At 40.0% G+C, this 22,695-nt stretch carries 18 protein-coding genes; 3 read left to right on the top strand and 15 right to left on the bottom strand.

Going from position 1 to position 22,695, the window contains the following annotated elements; all coding sequences use genetic code 11:
* Positions 1-33 precede the first annotated feature (33 nt).
* From BLS35_RS05430 to BLS35_RS05455, 6 genes are all read right to left on the bottom strand, one after another.
* Positions 34-711: a pseudouridine synthase gene (locus tag BLS35_RS05430; protein ID WP_090778581.1), complete on the bottom strand. Its 678-nt coding sequence runs from the start codon at positions 709-711 to the stop codon at positions 34-36.
* Positions 712-744: 33 nt separating this feature from the next.
* Positions 745-1,998 (bottom strand): murein hydrolase activator EnvC family protein, encoded by a 1,254-nt coding sequence (locus tag BLS35_RS05435; protein ID WP_090778583.1) that lies wholly within the window; start codon positions 1,996-1,998, stop codon positions 745-747.
* A 27-nt stretch (positions 1,999-2,025) separates the two neighbouring features.
* Positions 2,026-2,898 (bottom strand): cysteine synthase CysM, encoded by an 873-nt coding sequence (gene cysM / locus BLS35_RS05440; protein ID WP_090778584.1) that lies wholly within the window; start codon positions 2,896-2,898, stop codon positions 2,026-2,028.
* Positions 2,899-2,900: 2 nt separating this feature from the next.
* Positions 2,901-3,713: a serine O-acetyltransferase EpsC gene (gene epsC / locus BLS35_RS05445; RefSeq protein WP_090778587.1), complete on the bottom strand. Its 813-nt coding sequence runs from the start codon at positions 3,711-3,713 to the stop codon at positions 2,901-2,903.
* A gap of 57 nt (positions 3,714-3,770) precedes the next feature.
* Positions 3,771-5,225 (bottom strand): aminoacyl-histidine dipeptidase, encoded by a 1,455-nt coding sequence (locus tag BLS35_RS05450; protein WP_090778589.1) that lies wholly within the window; start codon positions 5,223-5,225, stop codon positions 3,771-3,773.
* Positions 5,226-5,320: 95 nt separating this feature from the next.
* Positions 5,321-6,664 (bottom strand): deoxyguanosinetriphosphate triphosphohydrolase, encoded by a 1,344-nt coding sequence (locus BLS35_RS05455; RefSeq protein ID WP_090778591.1) that lies wholly within the window; start codon positions 6,662-6,664, stop codon positions 5,321-5,323.
* Between the two features lie 122 nt (positions 6,665-6,786).
* Between BLS35_RS05455 and BLS35_RS05460 the strand changes: the two genes are divergently transcribed.
* A complete protein-coding gene (locus BLS35_RS05460) occupies positions 6,787-7,344 on the top strand; it encodes a 2OG-Fe(II) oxygenase (RefSeq protein ID WP_207909087.1) in 558 nt (185 codons plus the stop codon).
* Here BLS35_RS05460 and BLS35_RS05465 read toward each other — a convergent pair.
* The 9 genes from BLS35_RS05465 to BLS35_RS05505 form a co-directional block, all read right to left on the bottom strand.
* A complete protein-coding gene (locus BLS35_RS05465) occupies positions 7,341-8,387 on the bottom strand; it encodes an NAD(P)-dependent alcohol dehydrogenase (protein WP_090778595.1) in 1,047 nt (348 codons plus the stop codon). The two genes, BLS35_RS05460 and BLS35_RS05465, sit on opposite strands and share 4 nt — an antisense overlap.
* 65 nt (positions 8,388-8,452) lie before the next feature.
* Entirely contained in the window at positions 8,453-9,058 is a 606-nt protein-coding gene (locus tag BLS35_RS05470) for a phosphatase PAP2 family protein (RefSeq protein ID WP_090778597.1), read from the bottom strand.
* 105 nt (positions 9,059-9,163) lie between these two features.
* Positions 9,164-10,567 (bottom strand): family 10 glycosylhydrolase, encoded by a 1,404-nt coding sequence (locus BLS35_RS05475; protein WP_090778599.1) that lies wholly within the window; start codon positions 10,565-10,567, stop codon positions 9,164-9,166.
* 80 nt (positions 10,568-10,647) lie between these two features.
* On the bottom strand, positions 10,648-12,330 hold the full coding sequence (locus tag BLS35_RS05480) for a DUF5018 domain-containing protein (RefSeq protein ID WP_165973227.1): 1,683 nt from the start codon (positions 12,328-12,330) through the stop codon (positions 10,648-10,650).
* A gap of 23 nt (positions 12,331-12,353) precedes the next feature.
* Positions 12,354-14,057: a RagB/SusD family nutrient uptake outer membrane protein gene (locus BLS35_RS05485; RefSeq protein WP_090778604.1), complete on the bottom strand. Its 1,704-nt coding sequence runs from the start codon at positions 14,055-14,057 to the stop codon at positions 12,354-12,356.
* An 8-nt stretch (positions 14,058-14,065) separates the two neighbouring features.
* A complete protein-coding gene (locus BLS35_RS05490) occupies positions 14,066-17,503 on the bottom strand; it encodes a TonB-dependent receptor (RefSeq protein WP_165973228.1) in 3,438 nt (1,145 codons plus the stop codon).
* 343 nt (positions 17,504-17,846) lie between these two features.
* Positions 17,847-19,016, bottom strand: coding sequence for a FecR family protein (locus BLS35_RS05495; RefSeq protein ID WP_090778608.1), 1,170 nt, complete (start codon positions 19,014-19,016; stop codon positions 17,847-17,849).
* Between the two features lie 62 nt (positions 19,017-19,078).
* Positions 19,079-19,642, bottom strand: a complete 564-nt coding sequence (locus BLS35_RS05500) for an RNA polymerase sigma factor (protein ID WP_090778610.1) — start codon at positions 19,640-19,642, stop codon at positions 19,079-19,081.
* A 205-nt stretch (positions 19,643-19,847) separates the two neighbouring features.
* Positions 19,848-20,855, bottom strand: coding sequence for an LLM class flavin-dependent oxidoreductase (locus BLS35_RS05505; protein ID WP_090778612.1), 1,008 nt, complete (start codon positions 20,853-20,855; stop codon positions 19,848-19,850).
* A gap of 122 nt (positions 20,856-20,977) precedes the next feature.
* Here BLS35_RS05505 and BLS35_RS05510 point away from each other — a divergent pair, with 122 nt between their 5' ends.
* On the top strand, positions 20,978-22,021 hold the full coding sequence (locus tag BLS35_RS05510) for a hypothetical protein (RefSeq protein WP_090778614.1): 1,044 nt from the start codon (positions 20,978-20,980) through the stop codon (positions 22,019-22,021).
* Positions 22,022-22,321: 300 nt separating this feature from the next.
* Positions 22,322-22,687, top strand: coding sequence for a hypothetical protein (locus BLS35_RS05515; protein WP_090778616.1), 366 nt, complete (start codon positions 22,322-22,324; stop codon positions 22,685-22,687).
* Positions 22,688-22,695 lie beyond the last annotated feature (8 nt).

Consider the following 22,695-nt stretch of genomic DNA (forward strand, 5'->3'; position numbering starts at 1 on the left):
CCTGTTGATAACTCCGAAGAGTGTGCAAAACTTTCACCATTTCATCAGCTCCATCATCCTTAAAAACTCGGCTTGAACCGGAGCTTCCAACTGAATTTGGGCTCCACTTACCGGATGTTTAAAGCTCAATTCAGAAGCATGGAGCAACATCGTGGTCATCTCCCATTGCTCTTTAAAAAACTTATTTTGTTTATTACAACCATGCTTCCTATCTCCTATGATAGGATAAAAGATATGCGCAAAATGTTTTCGCAACTGGTGCATACGTCCAGTTGTTGGTGTAGCTTCTACCAGAGAATAGCGGGAAGTTGGGTGTTTCCCTAAGGCTACGTCGATTTCGGCCCGTTTTAAAGTAACGAATGAGGTAAAGGCTTCCTGGATAGCCCCGTTCTCTTTAACAAGCGGATAATCGATATCTAATTGATCTGGGGCATAACCACGGAGTATAGCCAGGTACTTCTTGATCACCTCTCCATTTTTAAATTGTTGATGCATAGCGATCTCAACATCTTTGTCGAAAGCAAACAAAAGCAAGCCTCCTGTTTTTCTATCCAATCTATGTACTGGACTAACGTGTCGGCTAACCTGGTCTCTTAATAGCTGTAAGGCAAATTCTTTGGCATCACTGGCAATTGACGATCGGTGTACAAGCAATCCATGAGGTTTATTGATCGCAATTAAATGGTCGTCCTGATATACAATTTCAAGCATTTACTTTTTGCCACGAAGATAAGGCTTTTGTTTCTATTTCGCTATCCAGGCTTCAGGATTCAATTTAGTTTGCCCCCGCATAATCTCGAAATGCAAGATCGGGCCATCTTCTTTCGAAGCAACAATTCCTAATGTTTGTTTCGTTTCCACTTTATTACCTTTAGCTACACTAACACTTTTTAAGTTTTGATAGACCGTAAAATAATCACCATGACGCAAGGCCACGATATAAGTGCCAAACAATTCCTTTACAAATAACACCTCACCTTCAAATACAGCTTTAACGGCCGAACCTTGCTCTGTAAGTATATTAATTCCATCATTGGTATAGCTTGCCTGCCCTTCAGTATGGTTACCAAAGCGCTCAACAATCGAATACTGACCAACAGGCCATGGTAAACGTCCCCTATTATTTTCGAAGCCTGCAGAGAGCTTCGCTGACTCTGGTGAAGCGGTTAAGTAATTGCTGGTGGTTTTCTCTTTAGTGACCGGTATTGGCCTACCTTCGGCAACAGCCTTCTGTGCCGCCAAACGCTCTTCCTCCTCGGCTTTTTTACGTGCCATCTCTATTTCGCGCTGAATGGCACTTCTAATTGCACGATCAATTTCTGCTTGCTTACGCTTCCGCGCAGCAATATCTTGTCTAAACTGTTTTTCCTGTCTACTAAACTGATTCAGCATCTGGGCTTGTTCAGTTTTATTTTTACCGAGCTTTACTTTTTCTTGTTCCTGCTCAGTCAGCAAATTGCTTTTGGCCTTTAAATTTTTGTCGAGTACAACAATTTTATATTCGATATTTTTCTTTGTCCCCTGTATGTAGTCAGCTTGTTTCTTACGGTATTGACCAAATTGCTGGAAATACTTAATGCGCTTATAAGCCTGATTAAAGCTCTCAGAAGCGAAAATAAACATCATTTTATCGTAAGCATTCTGGTTCCGCTGTGCAAAACGAACCATTCCTGCATATTCATTCTTCAATTGGCCTAATTGGCTTTTTAAAGTATGTACCTCATTCGTATTTTCATGGATTTGATTGTCCAAATTCTTTACTTCAGAGTTAATTACAGCAATTTTATTCTGCATCAGCCTGATTTTACTATTGATAGCCCTGATCTGGCCCATAGTCAACCGCTTACTACTCGAAGTCTCATTCAGATTTCGCTGTAGCAAATCAATTTCGCGCTGTATAGCCTCCTTGTTCCGCTTCAGTTCAGAACTGGTTTGGGCAAAGCTGGCGGCGGTAACGGAAACAAAAAGGAATAATAAAAATAATCTCTGTAGCTTCATTGTGTAATCAAAAATAGCACATTCAGGCTATCCAAACAAATTGCTGCTCAAATATCTGTCGCCTCTATCACATGCAATGAACACAATCAGACCTGATTCCAGCTCTTCGCAAAGCTCCAAAGCACAAGCTAAAGCGCCGCCACTGCTCATTCCAGCAAATATACCTTCAACTTTCGCCAACTCACGGGCTTTCTCTGTTGCAGTCTGTTGCGAAACGTCCATTACTCGATCTACCCGGCTTGCATCGTAAATTTTAGGTAAATAAGCAGCTGGCCAACGACGGATACCGGGAATCGAAGATTCTTCAGTAGGCTGACAACCCACTATCTGTATCGCAGGGTTTTGTTCTTTTAGAAACATAGAGTTACCCATGATACTACCAGTAGTCCCCATAGAGCTCACAAAATGAGTAATTTTCTGCTCGGTATCGCGCCATATTTCCGGACCTGTAGTTTTATAATGCGCCAGGTAATTGTCTGGATTTGCAAACTGATCCAGCAAAAAATACCCATGCTTATCACGCTGTTCTTCAGCGTAATCACGGCATACTTCTATAGATTCTAATAAGGTAACTTTGGCTCCAAAAGCTTCCATGGTCAAAGTCCGCTCTCTGGTAGAACTTGCAGGCATTACCAGTTCAATCTCCAATCCATATATGCCAGCAATCATAGCCAATGCAATACCAGTATTGCCACTTGTGGCTTCGATCAGGCGAGTACCTTTTTTAATCTCACCACGCTCCATAGCGCTTCTGATCATATTTAAAGCAGCTCTATCCTTTACACTTCCACCCGGATTGTTACCCTCTAGTTTTGCAAATAACTTAACATTTGGGTTTGGATTTAACTTGCTGATTTCTACCAAAGGGGTATTTCCAATAAATTCTACAATGTTTCCCATTTCTATTTGGTGTCTTTTTTTTCTATAACTTTTACGGACGATTGGTTGTATACAGTGGATCCGGAAGGTATACTTTTGGTTAACCATACGTTTCCACCAATAATAGAGTTGGCTCCTACGACAGTTTCCCCACCCAATATTGTTGCTCCCGAATAAATAATCACATGATCCTGAATCGTCGGGTGTCTTTTGGTATCGGCCATGTATTTTTCAACGCTTAAAGCCCCTAGAGTCACGCCTTGATACAATTTAACATGATTACCAATTACAGTGGTTTCCCCAATTACCAGTCCAGTTCCATGATCGATATATAAGTACTCACCAATCAAAGCGCCTGGGTGAATATCTATTCCGGTAAGGGAATGTCCATATTCTGTTAATATTCTCGGTATCAGTGGAACATCCGCTTTTAACAAGGCATGTGCAATTCTATATAATGCGATGGCCAGAAAGCCCGGATAGCTTCTAATGATCTCAAACTCGTTCTTTGCTGCCGGATCTCCGTTTAAAATAGCAGCGATATCGGTATTCATCTTTCTGTACAACTCCGGTAGACCTTCAAAAAAGGCAGTAACGATTCCTTCATTGTTAAAATCCTCACATGCCTTAGTGGCATTTAAGAGCCTAATCAATTCCTTTTCTTGTTTTAAAAACAAGCGCTTGATTTCGTTTATTGAATAATCCGGCGTAGTTAAACGCTCCGGATACAATAAATTCATCAGGTTAATGGCCCAGTCTGCAATCTCCTGATTAGAAGGCACTGGCTCAATCCTGTTTTGTTTATTAAAAATATGAAGGTAAAATTCCTCGTTCATTGTATGGTGATTAAAGCGTTAATTTGATCTTACAAAGAAATGAAATTATTGTGTTATTTAACGAGCCGGTATTTCTTCCAGTACATTTAAAAGGAAGTGCCAGAATTTATAAACCGATGAAATTTGTACACGCTCATCTGGAGAATGTGCTCCATGTATAGTCGGACCAAACGAAATCATATCCATACCCGGCAAATGCGCGCCCAATATACCACACTCTAAACCAGCATGACAAGCATTTACATTCGGCTCGGCATTAAAACTCACTTTATAAAGCTTGCTCATTAAAGAAAGAATCTCCGAATCCGCATCAGGTTTCCAACCTGGATAATCTCCACTAGTAGTTACTGTACTGCCCATATTCTCCAATGCTGCACCTACTGCTATTGCTACATCTTCTTTAGTGCTTTCTACACTGCTGCGCTGCAAAGATAAAGTGATAAACTCGCCATCCTTAATGATGATTTTGGCCAGGTTAGAAGAAGCTTCTACCAGGTCAGGAATATCAGGGCTCATCCTAAAAACGCCATTTGGAACTGCATATAAAGCATTGATGATCTTATGGTAATCTTGTTTATCTAAAACCTCTGCCGGAAGTTCTGTTTCTATGGCACTGATGTTTAAAGCTGGCTCGATAGATTGATATTCGGCCTTAATAACTTCAGAGAAATCAGCAATAAAAGAAAGGAATGCAGCTTTCTGATCACCTGCCACAGCAACAACAGCGCTGGCTTCACGAGGAATTGCATTTCTTAAACTGCCACCCTCAAAGCTGCCCAACTGCAGATCTAATACCTTATTGCCATTGTACAGCAGGCGATTCATCAGCTTATTGGCATTCGCCCTTCCTTTATGAATATCCATGCCCGAATGTCCTCCTAGCAAACCTTTAATCGAAACTTTAAAAGCTATACTATTTTGTGCAACAGGGTTTTGCTTGTATTTATATACAGTAGTTGTATCTATACCACCGGCACAACCAATGGTTAATTCATCGTCTTCCTCAGTATCCAGATTTAATAAGATAGTTCCCGATAGATTGCTAGGATCAAGCTGTTTTGCGCCCGTCATCCCTGTTTCCTCATCAATGGTAAACAAGGCTTCTAAAGCCGGATGAACCAAGTCATCTGCAGCCAAAATAGCCATAATGGTAGCTACACCTATTCCGTTATCAGCCCCCAAAGTAGTCCCTCTTGCTTTAACCCAGTCCTCATCTACATACATATCGATGCCCTGTGTTGCAAAATCAAAGTCGCTATCACTATTTTTCTGCTGAACCATATCCAAATGCGATTGAAGAATCACAGTTTGTCTGTCCTCCATACCTGCGGTTGCCGGTTTTTTAATTACCACATTACCTACATGATCTCTGATGGTTTCTAAACCCAGTTGATTACCAAAAGATTCCATAAATTGTATGACACGCTCCTCTTCTTTTGAAGCCCGGGGTATGGCATTCAATGCTACAAAATTACTCCAAAGTGCCTGTGGCTCCAAATTTCCTACTTTCATCGCTCTAATTATACTTGTATTAAACAAAGCTAGAAAGTTATTCAATTTAATATTTAATGAATACTAAACATGTTATTAATATGGCAAAAAAAAAATTAACTCATCGAGGGGAATGATATTCCTTTGATCTTCCTAAACAGTTCTACCGCATAGATGTCAGTCATGCCCGATACGAAGTCTAACACACATTGAATTTTAGTGTAAGCATCTGTCTGCCTTGTTAAAAATTGTTTGGGAATCAGTTCTACCAGTTTTTTATGATATTTCGACTCATTTTGCAAATAAGCTGGAATAAACTCTTCCAATAAACCACCCATCACCTGATAGCCTGCTACCTCAATCTGTACTACAGATGAATAGTTGTAAATCTTTTTAATTGAGACCTTTTCGATATCTTTCATTACAGAAAGAAAGGGCTCTTCAATGGCATCCATCAGGCTTTGATTAAAATTACCATCCAGGATAGTCTGCTGCTGTTTAAAGAACACATCAGAACATAAACCAATCAATGTGCTGATAGATTTTGCGCGCATCAAAGTGATTTTAGCATCATCATCCTCCATTTCTGCCAATCGCGCAGGCATCTTTTCGTCTCTACACAAAGGCAATAACAACGTTTCTACTTCTTTGTAAGACAGGATTTTTAAGCGGTGCGCATCCTCAAGATCGATGATATTATAGCAAATATCATCAGCGGCCTCTACCAGATACACCAGCGGGTGTCTTTTATAGATCAATGGAGATTCCTGCACTTTAATCAGATCCATTTCGACAGCAATTTTCTCAAAACCACTTTGCTCTGATTGGAAGAAGCCATACTTTTTAGTAAAAATATGCTGTTTGTTGTGTCCAGCTATCGATGCGCAAGGATATTTTGCAATAGAAGCCAATGTGGCGTAGGTTAGCGCAAAGCCACCTGTACCTTTCCCGGCAAAAGGATGGGTTAAAATGCGCAAGGCATTTGCGTTACCTTCAAAATGAATCAAGTCCTCCCATTGCGCTGCGGATACCTGATCTTTATAAACCTTACCATCACCATCAGTAAAATAATGAGAAATCGCTGCTTCACCCGAATGCCCAAATGCGGGGTTACCCAAATCATGTGCTAAACAGGCCGATGCAATGATGTTACCAACTTCACAAAGCAAAGGACAGGTATCATCAATTAAAGGCTCTTGATCTTTCATTTTGTTATAAAAGATGGTCCCTAGCGAGCGACCTACACTAGCTACCTCCAAACTATGAGTTAACCTATTGTGGACAAACACACTACCTGGCAAAGGAAACACCTGTGTTTTGTTCTGTAATCTTCTAAAAGGTGAAGAAAAAATGATTCTGTCGTAATCACGTTGAAATTCTGACCTGGATTCTTTCTGGTTACCAATAAATCGATCTTCATTTCCCCAACGTTTAGACGACAATAACTTTTCCCAAATCATATATTTAATTCCTTTTCTTAATGCTTTACTGTTAAATAAACGCGAAGGTAAGTATTTAATGCTACCTTACCCGCTTAAATATTTCATTGGAAAAGATCTTTGACCAGCTTATTGACAGCTTTATGGAAAACAAAGTAGGTATTGCAGAAAACTTTTTAAGTAAAGATTTATCCAAACACCTCATCAGCAACCTGAAAGGCTTGTTCAAGGATAACTTGATGCTTTCTGCTGGGACTGGCAACGATACCCTTGTGGTACATGATAAAATGTACCGCAGCGACAAGATATATTGGCTGGATCGCGAGCACAATAACATTCATGAGAACAGCTTCTTTGATCTGATGGATACTTTTATCAGCCATCTAAACCGCAGCTGTTATACCGGAATTACGGGCTATGAGTTTCATTATACCTTATACGAAAAAGGTGCTTTTTATAAAAAGCACGTAGATCAGTTTCGAAATAATGAGGTAAGACAGTACTCTATGATTATGTATTTAAATGAAGATTGGATAGCAGAAGATGGCGGAGAACTCTGTATCCACCATCTTGATCATTTGCAAAATATCTCACCAGCGAGCGGAAAAAGTGTTTTCTTTAAAAGCAGCGAGCTGGAACACGAGGTATTGATCACCAATAAACCCAGAATGAGCATTACCGGCTGGTTAAAAATCAACTAGTTTAATGAAGCCATATCAATTACAAAGCGATAATGTACATCACCGGCCAGTGTACGCTCATATGCTTCGTTGATTTGGTCGATGTTGATTAACTCAATATCTGAGGTGATGTTATGTTCGGCACAGTAATCTAGCATTTCCTGAGTTTCTTTGATACCACCAACAAGGGACCCCACCAGGCTACGACGACCACCAATCAATTGAAATGCGGAAACCTCGGAAGGTTTTGGCGGCGCTCCCAATAATACCATAACCCCATTCGTTTTTAATAAAGCCAGGTATTGATTGTAATCATGTTGTGCCGAAACAGTGTTGATAATAAAATTGAAGCTACTACCCAATCTTTTCATGTTATCTGGGTCTGTGGTCAACTCAAAATGATGTGCACCTAATTTCGCTGCATCCTTCTCTTTGTCTTTAGAACGACTCAATACAGTTACATCTGCCCCCATTGATGCTGCAATCTTCACAGCCATGTGGCCCAAGCCACCTAAACCAACCACGGCAACCTTATCTCCTGCTTTTACATTCCAGTATTTTAAGGGAGAATAGGTGGTAATACCAGCACACAATAAAGGCGCTACTTTTTCTAAAGGTAGTTTATCAGAAATGCTTAAAACGAATTTTTGGGTCACTACAATATGTGTTGAATATCCACCATAAGTGATGGTTTTCTTATCCTGTAAAAGTGAATTATAAGTTTGCGAAACTCCATTTTCACAATATTGCTCATTGTGTTCCTTGCAATTGCCACAATGTCCGCATGAATCTACAAAGCAGCCCACACCTACGGTATCGCCAACTTTAAATCTGCTTACATCGGCCCCTATACGGGTTACTTTACCTACAATTTCATGTCCCGGAACAATTGGATACATGGTTCCGCCCCATTCATTACGCGCAGTGTGAATATCAGAGTGGCATACTCCGCAATACAATATTTTAATTTCTATATCATCTGCTAGAGGTTCGCGACGATCGAGATGGAAGGGCTCTAATGGTTTATCTGCGCTTTTAGCGGCATAAGATTTTACTGAATTCATGTTTTTTATGATTATGAGCAATGATAACAAACCGAAGACAATAATTGTTGTAGCAATTTAGCAGATTATTCTCCACGTAATGATCGCAGCGAGAAAGCTGAGCCAGTGCCAAGAACTGCGCCTGCCGCTACATCTGTAGGGTAATGAACCCCTAAATACAAACGGGAAAAGCCGACTGAGCTTGCCCACAGAAATGATGGCGCTATGACATACCATTTGGGATAAGCCTGAGAAAGTGCTGTTGCCGTAGTAAAAGCTGTAGAGGTATGTCCGGATGGAAATGAATATTGTGCAGGCTGATACACGGCTTTAATCTTCACATTGGCCAAAAAAGGTCTTGGGCGCTTTACGATCTTTTTAATCAGCATGGTAAAAAGCACATTTACGGCCGAGCTGCTGGCCACATACAATGCATTTTGTCGCATAGATTTATCGTCGTTAATTACCCCTGCGGCAAGTAAGCCTACAGGAACACCCACATTTACCCAATCATTGTGATTGGATATAAAAAGGAAAACGCCAGTTTTTTCAGGAGTTCTTGTTTCTGATAAGTTGATCAACACCTGATCATCAAATCGCTGTAATTTACTTTGCGCTTGTAATTGCAAAGGCAGTAATACAGGGAAGACAAATACGAACAGTAATAAATTTCTAAAATAAAGGCTTTTCATAGTTAAAAACGCTTAGCGGCAAAATACTAAGATTTAATAACAAATCCATTTTTAGATGAAAAAGGACGGGACGGGTGGGAGCCGCCCCTATCCAAACCTAACGCATTATTTCTTTAAGCCTTGTCTAAGTGCTTCCCAGAGTGGCTGTTTTAATCGATTGTACTGTGGTGCATAAACATGGACCACATCAAACAGCATCACCCCACCTGATGCATTTGCACGAATGTATTTAATGGTATTGCTAATCGCTTGCTGGTTAGGCCAATCCACATTTCCCATATCTATACTTCCATATAATGGCATTTTATTGCGGGTAATGTACTTCCCTCCTTTTAATGAGCCTTCCACACTCCACCAGTGATAAGCTAAGCCTGCCGTTGCCGGATTATCAGCCAACATCAATTGGGTAAAATAATTACCTGTCATGATCAAATCCAACTGCTCTGCGTACCCGGTTTTATTGTAGTCTGGGTATGACCAATCAAAACGCAACTCATTGTCATTAAAGGGATCATAATCCTGACTTGCCCAGTTTACACCAACCGAGTAATAAGTGGTATACCATGCACCCACATAAACGCCAAATTTCATATTTGGCTTCACACTTTTAACTGCGCCTTTAGCCTTTACAAAAAAATCATGAATTACCGTAGCACGATAAAGCAACCAACGCTTATAATATTTGCCCGTAACATTTGGTGTAACTACCCCACTTACAATTTTCCAGCTTTTAACAATATCTATCGGAAAATCCATTCGTTTGGCCTGGGTATCCCCGTATTTCGTTTCCAGGAATTTAATAAAATCATTTTTGCTGTAATCAGAAAAATCAGCGTTAATATCAGTATAACGGGCATAATCTAACAATAATCCATCAATATCATATTTAGCTACGATCTCCTTGACGATGTTAAGCGCGCGCTCCTGAACTGCCGGAATTGCAGGATTAACGAAGCCATTTTTACCTGTTGATACAATCGGCACTCGTTTACCGGTTTCATCACATACAATAGACTGATACTGATCCCGCCATAAGGCATCTTCATATACTTTACCTTTACCTGCCGAACCTTCAACAAAGGTTACAATCGAAGCATAGATCTTAAAATTTCTCTTTTTTGCTTCGGCAATCATAAAGCCAACATAATCCACCCCCGGGGTAAAAGTTTTACCATCCATACTGGTGAGTTGGGGAGCATAATTACTTGGATACATGGTATACCCGTTTGATCCTTTTACATCTAGTACCAAACCAGTTACGCCAACTTCTTTAAGTGTATCAAGTGTTCTTCGGATCTTGGCGGTATCACTAAACCTACCATAAGTTCCGAAAACATTAGAACGCGCATCTACCCAAGCTATGGCCTCGTTGCGGCGCATGGTATCGGGCAAGATGTTTTCAGTTTCATCTGGCAACATATTTTTTGCAACATTTGATTTTTTACAGGCGGTAAAACCGAGCACCAAAACTGTAGACCATGCGAATATTTTATAAACAATCTTCTTCATCAGATTTATTTTTTAGGTTCATCATAATTAGCAGCTTACCGACTAACCAAAAACGGTAAGCTGCAGGGTATTAATTGATATTAAGGAGCGTATTTCGTAAACTCATGTGCGATTATACCGCCATTGGTAAGCAGCATGTACAATTGCAAGCGCTCTTTATCGGGAGAAAGTCCAAAACACACATCTCCAGTTCCGTTGCTATTTACGGTAGCCCCTAAAAACTCTTCAGAATTGTAGATGTTAAAACTGCGGTACCTTGGATCAGCGGCAGACAGATTGATCTTCGAGCTCTCCGTTACATCGTATAGGCCAAGTATAGCATTGTTATAACTGGTTGTTTTTACAAACTTCTGTACTGCGAGGTATTTGGCATTATTAAATATGATGTAATCCGTAGCAAAATGAAATATCCCAAATACAGCCACTTCATTTGCAAAACCTATGCTTCGTTCGTGCGTAACTCCATTCACCAAGCCAATCTCAAATTGGTAATTGATAAAATAGTCGGTATTTGCATCTGTAGAAACCGGTTGTGCATCCGCTTGATAGCCCATAAAGCTGGCCGCTCCACCAGTAACCGATTTATAAGTAATCACCTCAGGCGTATTGTTAACCAGTACCCCATTTGCGATGCGCCATTTATAAATGATCGAAGACTGACCGCCGGTGCTCATAATCACTGCATTGCTTTCTACGTTTCCATAGATGTTTAGTCGTCGTCCTACTCCACCATCGCCGGTTATTCCAGCAGGATTATTGTTGGTCCAATCTATGATTTTTACTGGGGTAGCGTCAATATTGGCCCATTTGTAAACCAGGAACTTGCCATTTTTGCCAGCAAAAGTAGTCATGACTAAGTTGCCTTCCGAGTCATTTACAATTTGCATGGCCAATGCGCTAAATGGCAGGGCCATATTTTTGATGTACGCACCAGTATGCCTGTTAAACACCCTGTAAGACGCTGGATTTGTCCGTACAACGGTAATCAGATAATCACCAGAGACCGCCAATGCAGACTCGTTATTAGTCGTAAAGCCTAATTCTGCCGCAGTTTTCGTCCACAATCTTCTATTTATACCTACCCCATAATCCAACTTAACCGGCTCAGCTGCTTTTAAAGTATAGGTCTTTTTCTTCCCGTCAACACCAGTTATTGTTAATGGTAGATTTTGTGATAAATTGATGCTCGATCCGCTTGCAATAGAACTGGTAGAGTGGCTATTGATCTCCAGATTTAAGGTTGCAGCTGATAAATCTACCCCAGGCAAGATATAAAACAACACATCGTCGCCTTTGATTACTGCCTCTATTTCTTGCGTTGAAGTTCCGGCCTGATACAGCACCTTCGCTTTGGTGATCGATACATCTCCTACCTTTTTAGACACAACGACAAAGGACCTTACTTCACCAGATCCTGAAGTGATGTTTAACCTAAAGGGTTTGGACACATCCTGGACAACACCCAAGGAAGGTGTTACCATTGCATCTGAGGGTACATTAGATCTCAGGATAATCTTGCTGAGGTCTACTTCATTATCCGAATTAACAGGATAATAATACGGCATCTCGAAATAAACGGTATCCTTGCTTGGACTAAAGGTCGGTTCAAACAATCTACTGCTCCCCATTCCCTCTATAGTACCGTAAATATCGATCAGATCGTTCTTGTTGTTACGAACTACCTCTTCTGCCTTTTTACAGGAGTTAAGTACCAGACCAGCCAGTACTGTAACTATAAAAACCAATGATAATCTCTTCATCATTAAAAGTTTAATATTATAAAATACTACCATCCCTTAATCTGGGTAATTGCATTGTTCCTTAAAATCTCGTCTAGTGGAATTGGAATGTAATATAGTGCTGGCGTAAATTGACGATTTGTGTTGTCTACAGAAACCGTAGTATAGGTAAAGGCGGCTCCATTTGGTGCGCCTTTATGGCCAGTAAACTTTACATTATTTAACAGGATGTGTGCTTTTCGCCATCTTCTCAGGTCCCAATACCGGTGTCCCTCAAATGCCAGCTCCACCTTACGTTCATGCTCTACCGCCCGCATTAACTCCTCTGGGGTTTGAGATGGTGTATTGGGTAAGCCTCTTTTGTTTCTTAAGGTATTTAATGATGTTTTTGCACCGGAAATATCGTTGATCTTGGATTTGGCTTCCGCATCAATTAACAAAACTTCTGCATAACGTAGTTCAATCCAGCTTTGATCACTTTTATTCACTACAATATCAGTGTTTAAAGGGTCGAGAAACTTCTTCGCATAATAACCGCTCACTGTCTTTTTAGGATCGGTGGAGGCCCCAAATTCTGTGATCCCTTCTACCGCATCTGCCGGTGTAGTATTTATGGTACGACCTTTCCAACTCGATCCATTAAACAGTATGGTCGCATTAAATCTAGCTTCCCTGTTCACATAAGGATTGGCAGCCATTGTAGGATTTGACCATGAGAAGGTTGATCCGTCACTCATTTCAAACTCATCTACCAATTCTGCAGTAGGCACGCCATAAACCAATACTTGTCCAGGTGCATCTTTTGGTGGAGCAAAACCAAGATCGTACTGATGGGTAAATTGTGGACGAACAAAGTCGATCTTAAAAATGGCCTCTTTGGTGTTTTTATTGGTAAAAATAGAAGTGAAACTTGCTTCAAGTTCATACAAACCTTCCCCAGCTAATTTTTTCACTTCATCCGCAGCTTTGGAAGCATTTGTATAATAAGGGATTGCTTTTGCTGCAGGCACACCAGTTAACGGATCAGCGTTAAACTGCTTTTTGTCGTACTCTGCTATAGATGCCGCGTACAACCATGTTCTTGCCAGCATTCCATAAGCTGCGCCCTTTGTAACCCTACCTGTATTTGCACTATCCCAGGTTTTAGGAAGATACTCTGCTGCAAAAGCAAAGTCTGCAGCTATAAAATTCCAGCAATCATCTTCACTAGCACGTTGCTTATCTTTTTCACTGGTCAACTTATCCAGCAATATCACACTTCCATGCAATCTGACTAACCAGAAATAAACATAGCCTCTAATAAAACGTGCTTCGGCCTGAAATTTCAGTTTAGTCGCTTCATCAAGTCCTTGTGCTTTGGTATCCAATCCTTCAAGAAACTCATTTAAACGACGAATTCTAACATATCCATTTGTCCAATAATTCAACATCGGACCGGCGGCACTTACTCTTGAAGCATCTGATGCCAGGATATTAACGGTTCCGTTACCAGCAACACCCGATGAATATTTCATGATATCGGTTAAGGCATCAGTTGCATTGTCGTAACCAATAGGAAAGGTACCGAATTTAAAAGTGCCAAATTCGGCATACATTCCTATAATGTATAGACGGATATTAGTTGGATTCTGATAAACAGCTACATCAGTATATTTATCTAATGGATCAATATCTATTTTACACCCAGTCATGGCCAGAATTGCACCTGCTATGAGGAATGATTTTTTTAGTGTTTTTAAATATGCTTTCATAGCTCTAATTAAAATATTAGGTTAACTCCTCCGGAGATCATCTTCTGTTGAGGATAAAATCCATTATTTACGTTAGGCATCTCTGGGTCGAGGTATTTCAGCTTATCCCATGTAAACAGGTTAAACCCGGAAACATAAAAGCGCATTTTCTCTATTTTAGATTTAAACAGACTTTTAGGTAGTGTGTAGCCAATCTGAATAGATTTCAACCTGATATAATCATTGCTTTTTATAAAACCGGAATTGGCGTTTGCATTATGTGGTGAAAGTGCAACACCTCCAGATGTTAACCGTGGATAATTGACATTCTGGTTATCTGGTCTCCAGGCTTGCTCCACCAAATAATATGGTGAGTTACCATATCCATAAAAGGTTTTAGTAAAAGGCGTATTGTCTTCAACGCCTGAAGTACCTGATGATCCTTCATATACACCGGCTAAGGCAATACTGGATAAAGCCGCCCCCTGAAATAGCACAGAAAAATCAAAACCAGCATATGCGGCGTCAATGTTTAAACCGTACATAATTTCGGGCATATTACTTCTACCCACAAAAGTCATATCCGCATCCCGGGTTACTCTACCATCGCCATTCAAATCCTTATACTTGAAATATCCAGGGGCTATGATACCACTACTTGGGGAAGAACCATTTCTAGCTTCTTCCCAAGTGTTATAAAATCCATCTACCACAAAACCAAGCTTCTCACCTATTGGTCTGCCCGTCCTTCTTTGCCATGATGGCAAGCTTTGAACTTCATTAATTAGAATGATCTTATTCCTTGCCCAGTTAAAATTACCTGTTACACCGTAACTGAATTTCCCAATCTTATTGCGATGTCTGATTTGGAGGTCAAAACCTCTGTTATCTGTAATTCCATCATTAAATGTTGAAGGAAAATTACCGCCTACTGAAGCAGGATATAGACCAGATCTGGTGGTTAAAATGTCGGTTACAACCTTATAGAAATAATCAAAATCTATCCCCAATTTCCCATTCCACAACTCAGCTTCAAAGCCCACATTGGTTATACGATGTTTTTCCCAGGTTAGATCCTTATTAGGGGGTGTTCCGGTATACAACGCAGAAACACTTGCTCCACCAATAACGGCAACAGGGTTATCTGTAAAACTAAAGGTTGGCAAATAAGCAAAAGTACTTAAGGTTTCTTCTTTACCCAACACACCAATTGATGCCTTGATTTTAAAAAAATTAACTGTGCCTTTAAAAGGCTCAAAGAATTTCTCCTCACTGGCTATCCAACCCAATCCCGCACCTGGGAAATACCCCCAACGTCCTTCTTCCGGAAAGTTGATGGAAGCATCAGCACGGAGAGCCGCTTCAAACAAATACTTATTTTTATATGAATAATTAACCCTTCCAACATAACCATGTCTTGCAGTGGCACCACTAGAACCTGTTGGACTAATCACATCGGCGGCGGCTGTACTACCAAAATCAATATCTTGCAGTTCAGTTAAAGCAAAGTTTCGGGTGGCAGCAGAAAACAAGTTGCTGTTATACTTAGACCATTCATAGAGTGCCAAAGCATTAATCGTATGATCACCAAATGTTTTGGAGTAGTTTAAGCTGGGTTGAAAAGTCAATCTATTATTTTGAACATAACTCTGACGAAGGGTATTCACAGTAATTCCCGGAGGATTGGCAATCAGTGTGTAATCGCCTGTAGTCTGAGTTCTACCCTTGCCCATTAACTTGTATGGTGTGGTCCAGCCTTTATTCTCTGTTGCATTCTTATCAAATGAGGTCTGTACTTTACCGGATAGGCCATTTACCCATGGCACCTTTACATTAAAAATTAAAGTTGTTTGAAATACATTCGTTTCTGCACGTTGATAACCAGACTCCAATACTGAGGCAATTGGATTTACATAACCTGCATTACTGTTGTAAGCCGTTGGTAATCCATTAGGTGCATACATGGGCATATTTGGCAAAGTCCTTACCGCCTGATAAAATGGATTCATGTAAGATGCGTTGTCTGGAGATATCCCTGGTGTATGTGTCTTTTGCATTCTGGCATTGATGTCAAATGAAATAGATAATATATCATTCAACTTAGCATCCAAATTGGTACGCAGGTTAAAACGTTTGTAGCCTGTATTTGCCACTACCCCATCCTGATCCAGGTAACCTATATTAGAGAAGTATTTAATCCTGTCTGTACCACCTCTAACGGTTACTCCGTGACTTTGAGAGGTACTGGATTTCCCCAAAAACTCGCCCATCCAATCTGTATTTCCCAGCAGAGGATTGGTATTCGTGCCATTTCTGAGCGCATTGATCTGTGATTTATTATAGGTTAAAGGATTAGGGTCCTGATCTGTATTGATCCGGTATTCATTGTCCAGTTCTTCTGCTTTAGAAAACCACTCCATATAATCCGGGCCATCTAAAAACTTAGGGAAACGGGTGTTCGAATTGACCATCACGGCACCATCATAGCTGATGCTTGGTTGTTGTGCCTTTCCTCGTTTGGTGGTCACCAATATGATCCCATTTGCCGCTTGTAAGCCATATACAGATAATGCTACTGCATCCTTAAGTATAGATATACTTTCAATTTCATTTGGATCCAATTGCGCAAAAGGACGCTCTACGCCATCAACTATGGCAATTGGCCCCTGACTTCCCTGATAAGATGAAGTTCCCCTCACTCTAAGTGTGGCATCATCTGCACCCGGACGTCCGGATTGTTGTAAAGTGGTAATTCCAGGCAACCTACCCGATAGCATGTTGGTAATGTTCATGGTAGGCATCTGTTTCAAATCTTCGCTGTTGATTTGCGCGACAGAGCCAATTACATTTCTCTTTTTTTGCGTACCATATCCTATAACAATTACCTCATCTAAGCCTTTGTTTGCTTCAATTAAGGTAACATTGATTAACGTACCGTTATTTACAGCGACTTCCTTGCTTTGATAACCGATGTAACTAAACACAAGTGTTTCATCGCCTTTGGGAAGTTTAATGGTAAATTCACCATTGGAGTTTGTACTCACGCCCAAAGGGCTTCCTTTCACTTTAACACTTACCCCAATCAATGGCAGTCCTTGTTCATCCAATACCCGTCCCCGCACATCGGCAGCCGAAAAATAACCGATTACCTTGTCCACGATGGAGACTTCTTTCTCTTTTACAATAACCGTTTTATTTTCTATCCTGTAACTCAAAGGCTGATCCTTAAAACAAATCATTAATGCTTTGTCAAGGCTTACATTGTTCAGGTTTATATTCACTGGCTTTGCATCACTCATTAGCTTGTCGCTGTAAAAGAAATCATAACCGGTTTGCATCCTGATTTCTTTAAATACATTGACCAATGTAGCATTGCTATACTTCAAGGTTACATTTTGGCTATAAGTACTGGCACTCAGGTGTAAAATTGTGGTTGTTAGCAGGACTACAACTAGTTTAACCCTCATAATAATCTGTCTTTTAATTGTTGGATCTATCCGCTTTAACGGGTTCATGATCCACAAAAAGGTGGCTGCACATGCCGGTGGCCGACATGGGCTTTTAATGTAAAATTTCATACATTTGGTTCTGTTTAAGTCTATGAGGTGCTTGCTTACAAGGGGAAACACTTCATATCATTCATTAAATAATTGGTTACACAATGCCCAAATCTTTGGGTTTAATGGATAAGCATTAAACTTTTACCGGGGGTGTTTCAGCACTTCCGGTAAATTTAATCTCGCCATGATGAGTGTTTAAGTACTGTTTTTGTAGTTTTCTTTCATCTTGTTTGGTTATGTTTAATTCTGTTTATTTGGTGATCAGCACCTTTTTCCCCACAATGTCGAACCTGAGCTGACCGGCGGATTGCATAATCTTTAATACTTCTGAAATGTTCTTAGACCTGGAAACCGAGCCACTAAAAGTCTGATTCTGATCTATTCCTTTATCACATTCAACTCTTACATCATACCAACGCGACACTTTTCTCATGATGCCTGCAAGGCTTTCTTTCTTAAATATAAAATCACCGTTTTTCCAGTCCATCACCTGGTCCAGATCCGCAAGGTTTACTTTTATATCCTGACGTGTTGAGCTTGCCTGTTGCCCCGGACTAATGATTGTTGAAAGGTTATGTAAAACCACATCTGCTTTCCCTTTTTCCATCCTTACAGGCGCGACTTTAACAGATCCTTGCAATAAGGTGGTTACCGATTTCTGTTCATCAGTATAGCTATTGATGTTAAAATGCGTACCCAGTACTTCAATCTCCTGCCTATCGGTTCTAACAATGAATGGACGTTTTTTATCTTTAACTACCTCAAAATAAGCTTCACCTTTAAGTTCAACACTACGCTCGGAAATGTTTGTGAACTTCTCAGGGAAGGTAATGGAGGATAGTGCATTTAACCAAACATTGGTCCCGTCGGGCAATACCACCTGGTATTGTCCGCCTCTCGGAGTTTCAATAGTATTGTAGCCCTTCGCGCTGCCTGTAGAAGGAGTGGCTTTTTCAGTGACCTTGTAAACTAATTGTCCATCTGATGTTTTAGAAATCACCACTCCTGATTCTTTTACCAGATCACCATTTACAGCGTCTGTAATTGATATCTTAGCGCCATTAGCCAAAGTTAAAATGGCTTTGTTCTTTCCGGCGGCAATATCATTATGAACAGCAATTTGCGTTATATCATTGTTATTTTTAAGCTTAGCATAAAAGTAAAAACCAATACTTAAAAAGCATAGAATGGTAGCAGCGATAGCCATACGTGGCCATAGGCTGATACGCTTTACAACATGGGCCTTAGCTATCCGGCCTTGCAGGTCTTTTAGATCAGCTTCAAGTTCCTGTTCGGTTAAGTCAAATTTCCTTGCCTCGCCAAAAGTAAGCCAGTTCTCTACAATCGCCTGCTCTTCCGGACTACATAATCCTGATTGATATTTCTTAATTAAACTTTCTGCGTCTCTATGCTGCATCATTTCATGCTCTTTTAATACATAACGATTTGCCTAAACGCAGGGGTTAAATGAAAATGAAAAAACTATAAAACGAATATCACCATAGGCCCCAGTTTTGCTTTTAATATTTTTAGGGCGTGGTGCATGTGACTTTTAACGGTTTGTTCGGATAGGTTAAGCTCGGCGGCGATTTCTTTACGAGATAAGTTGGTTTTGCGGCTCAGCTCAAATACTTCGCGCATTTTATGGGGCAAGCCGGCTATTTCTTTTTCAATAAGGGAGGATAGCTCATTATGACGTACCAAATAATCGGTAGCATTCTGCTCCGTATCTAAATAGGTCTGAAAAGATTCAAGGTAGCGTTGGGATACTTTTTTGTGTTTATACAAATCAAACATCCGGTTTTTAAGGATGGTAAACAGATAAGCCGGCAGGCCGCCGCAGATATTCAATTGCGCACGTTTCTCCCAAAAAGTTAAGAAAAGTTCATGAATAAGATCCTTTGCCTCTTCTCTATCCCCTACTTTCTTATAGGCAAAGATATAAAGCAGTGCCTGATATCGATTAAAGATTTCAGTAAACGCGGCTCTGTTCCCAGACTTCAATAAGTCTACCAACTCAGTATCAGATAGTTCTATATACAGCATAAACTAAGCAACCCCAGATGTCATTTGGTTAAAACTTCTTTCTTATTTAAAATCAGAACCAAGTTCTAAATATATTTTAATAAGATTAAGCCAATATTAAATAATTATTTTCAAATTACTGTTACATTTGAACCAATGATTCTATTCTTTCTTAGTTTATGCTATGTTTTTACTACTGTATAAAGGATTCTATAGGCAAAAATACCTAGCCTTTAAACACTTCTGCTAAAAGCTGGTACGACCTTAACCTTGCCTGATGATCAAAAATATGGGAGGTAACCATTAGCTCATCAACACCAGTTTGATCTAGAAACAGTTGCAGATCTGTTTTAAGCGTTTCCTTGCTTCCAACAAATGTACAGGCGAGCATTTGATTGGCCTGCTCTTCTTCATATACATCCCACACTTCATTCATATCGTCTACAGGAGGCTGTAATAGTTTGCGTTTTCCGGTAACTATACCTAGAAATAACTGATAAAGCGAAGTCACCAAACGATTAGCTTCTGCATCGGTGTCAGCTGCAACTACGTTTACACAAGACAATACATATGGCTTGCTCAGGTGCACTGAAGGTTTAAAATTTTGTCTATATATATTAATAGCGGTCATAAATTGCGCCGGAGCAAAGTGGCTGGCAAAAGCATATGGTAAACCCATTGCAGCGGCCAAACGTGCGCTATCGGTACTTGAACCTAAAATCCAGATCGGAATATCCAGTCCTTCGCCGGGGATTGCCCTTACCTGAGCCCTGCTGTTCTCGGCAGATAAATAGGTTTGTAATTTTATAACTTCCCTTGGAAAATCCTGTGCAGCCTGAAAACGTAAATCACCTCTTATTGCTGCTGCTGTAACCTGATCTGTACCTGGCGCCCTACCCAATCCCAAATCAATGCGTCCCGGGTATAAAGATGCCAATGTTCCAAATTGCTCGGCAATGATTAAAGGCGAATGATTTGGCAACATGATCCCGCCAGAACCTACTCTGATGGTTTTTGTTCCACCGGCAATATGCCCGATTACTACAGCGGTAGCTGAACTGGCTACGCTGATCATATTGTGATGCTCGGCAAGCCAATAGCGATTGTATCCCCAGGCTTCCACATGTTGAGCCAGGTCTAAACTGTTTTTAAAAGTATCGGCAGGCGTTTTGCCTTCTATTACTGTCGCAAGGTCAAGTACAGAATATGGTATGTTTTTGAGCAGTGTTTTCATCGTATTACAAAACTACATTCCAACGCTATTATATTTTCTATATCTGGACTGATATGACTTAAAACCTACACCATTATGAAATTCAAATGAAATACACGAAATTGAGCATAAATTACCCAGTTATGGAATCCAATGATGTAAGAATTTCACGTAAGAAACCCATATTTCCGGTATCTCCGGCCTTACAGAAATACCTTAAAGTCTATCAGCGTGATTCCAAACTTCCGATCACTTATGACGACTTAAGGATGTTTACTGAGGCTTTTCCTATTATGGACAAGAATGGTAAAGATTCATTATGGGAATCCCCTATTTATGCGAACGACAGGATTGAAGAGCTGCACAACGGCTTAAAAATAGTCTATGCCAATTTAAAGGCATCAGGCAACTTGCGGATTGTACAGCATAAATACATCGATAAAATTGAATATTGCACCTTTGGCAATACGCATCCTTTTAGGATTAGAATTGTAAACCGTTTAAATGATGTTTACGATTACTTCTATGTAAAAAAAGCTGATGCTTCGAGAATATATGGTTTAGAACTGGAACACATCTTATCTCCAAATCAAGTTAATTATCTGGTAGATCGGGAAACACTGATCGAGGAACATATTGCAGGAATCCCCGGCGATGTGTTTGCAAAAAGTTACCTACAAAATTCTGAATACAACCCAACCCGTATTGCTAAGGAGTTTGTGAAGTTCAATGAGCGTTGTTTGGTAATGCTTTTGGGTGATATGCGGGCTTATAATTTTGTTGTCCAGATTACACCTGATTTTGACGACATACAGTTTAGAATAAGGGCGATTGATTTTGACCAGCAATTTTATGAAGGAAATATAAAGGTATACCTTCCCCAGTTTTTTAAGGAGAACTTGCCTTATGTAAAATTGGGTATGGAACATTTGACAGAAAAGACCTATTTACAGTACCAACAGGAAGAGAAATCCTCTTTGTTACACCGGGTTCGTAGTGAACGTCATCGGCTTGCAGATCTGCGGGATGTATCCAATACAGAGATACTTACTACCCTTGAAAACATAGAGACTTTAAAGTTAGCTATGTCTAATTATTTCACTGACCCACAATATCTTGAATGTAAAAGTATGACTGATATTATTGAATTAAATCTCAAAAATATCATCCGCCAGGTTAAACTCTAATATATAGGGGTTTATTAGCGATGGGCAAAAAAAAGCGGAAGCAAGTCTAATAGACTTTGCCCCCGCAAATTAACGCTCTCAAGTGTAAAATTAGAAAAAAAATATTGATTGTCAAGCGAATGGAAATATATTTTTTTTCGCTCCATTCTCTTTTGTCTAAAATTTTGGTTAAAACTCCAAAATTTTTATGGTTAATTAAACAAGTTCTTTAACCTTATTCACAATATTTTTATGCGATTTCATCAAAGAATATATGCTTTTTAACACAATATTCTTATTTTGCAATAAAAAAGGAAGCGTATGTCTTTAAAAGCAATAATTGACGGAATCATAAGAGATAAGCACAGATCGCTAAGCTGGCTAGCCATTAGTATGGGAAAAACCTTTGATGGTTTAAGGCTTGGTCTGATCAATGAATCTATTAAATACAAAGATATCTTGCTCATGGCGGAGATACTTGAGGTATCGCCATGCTGCTTTTTCAATAAAAACGGCGAAGGTTTAGCCGCCGACCAAAATATGGTATCGGAACCTCCTGTTGAATATGGCGATTTAAAATCATCACTTAAAAGCTGCAAAGAAATGGTAGCGACCTTAAAGGATCAAATCAATGATAAAGAGCGTATCATTACCTTATTAAGCAAAGAGCAGCCTGATAAACTGTAATTTACCAG

Origin of the sequence: Pedobacter sp. ok626 (genome assembly GCF_900100435.1) — a bacterium.
Taxonomy (GTDB): Bacteria; Bacteroidota; Bacteroidia; order Sphingobacteriales; family Sphingobacteriaceae; genus Pedobacter.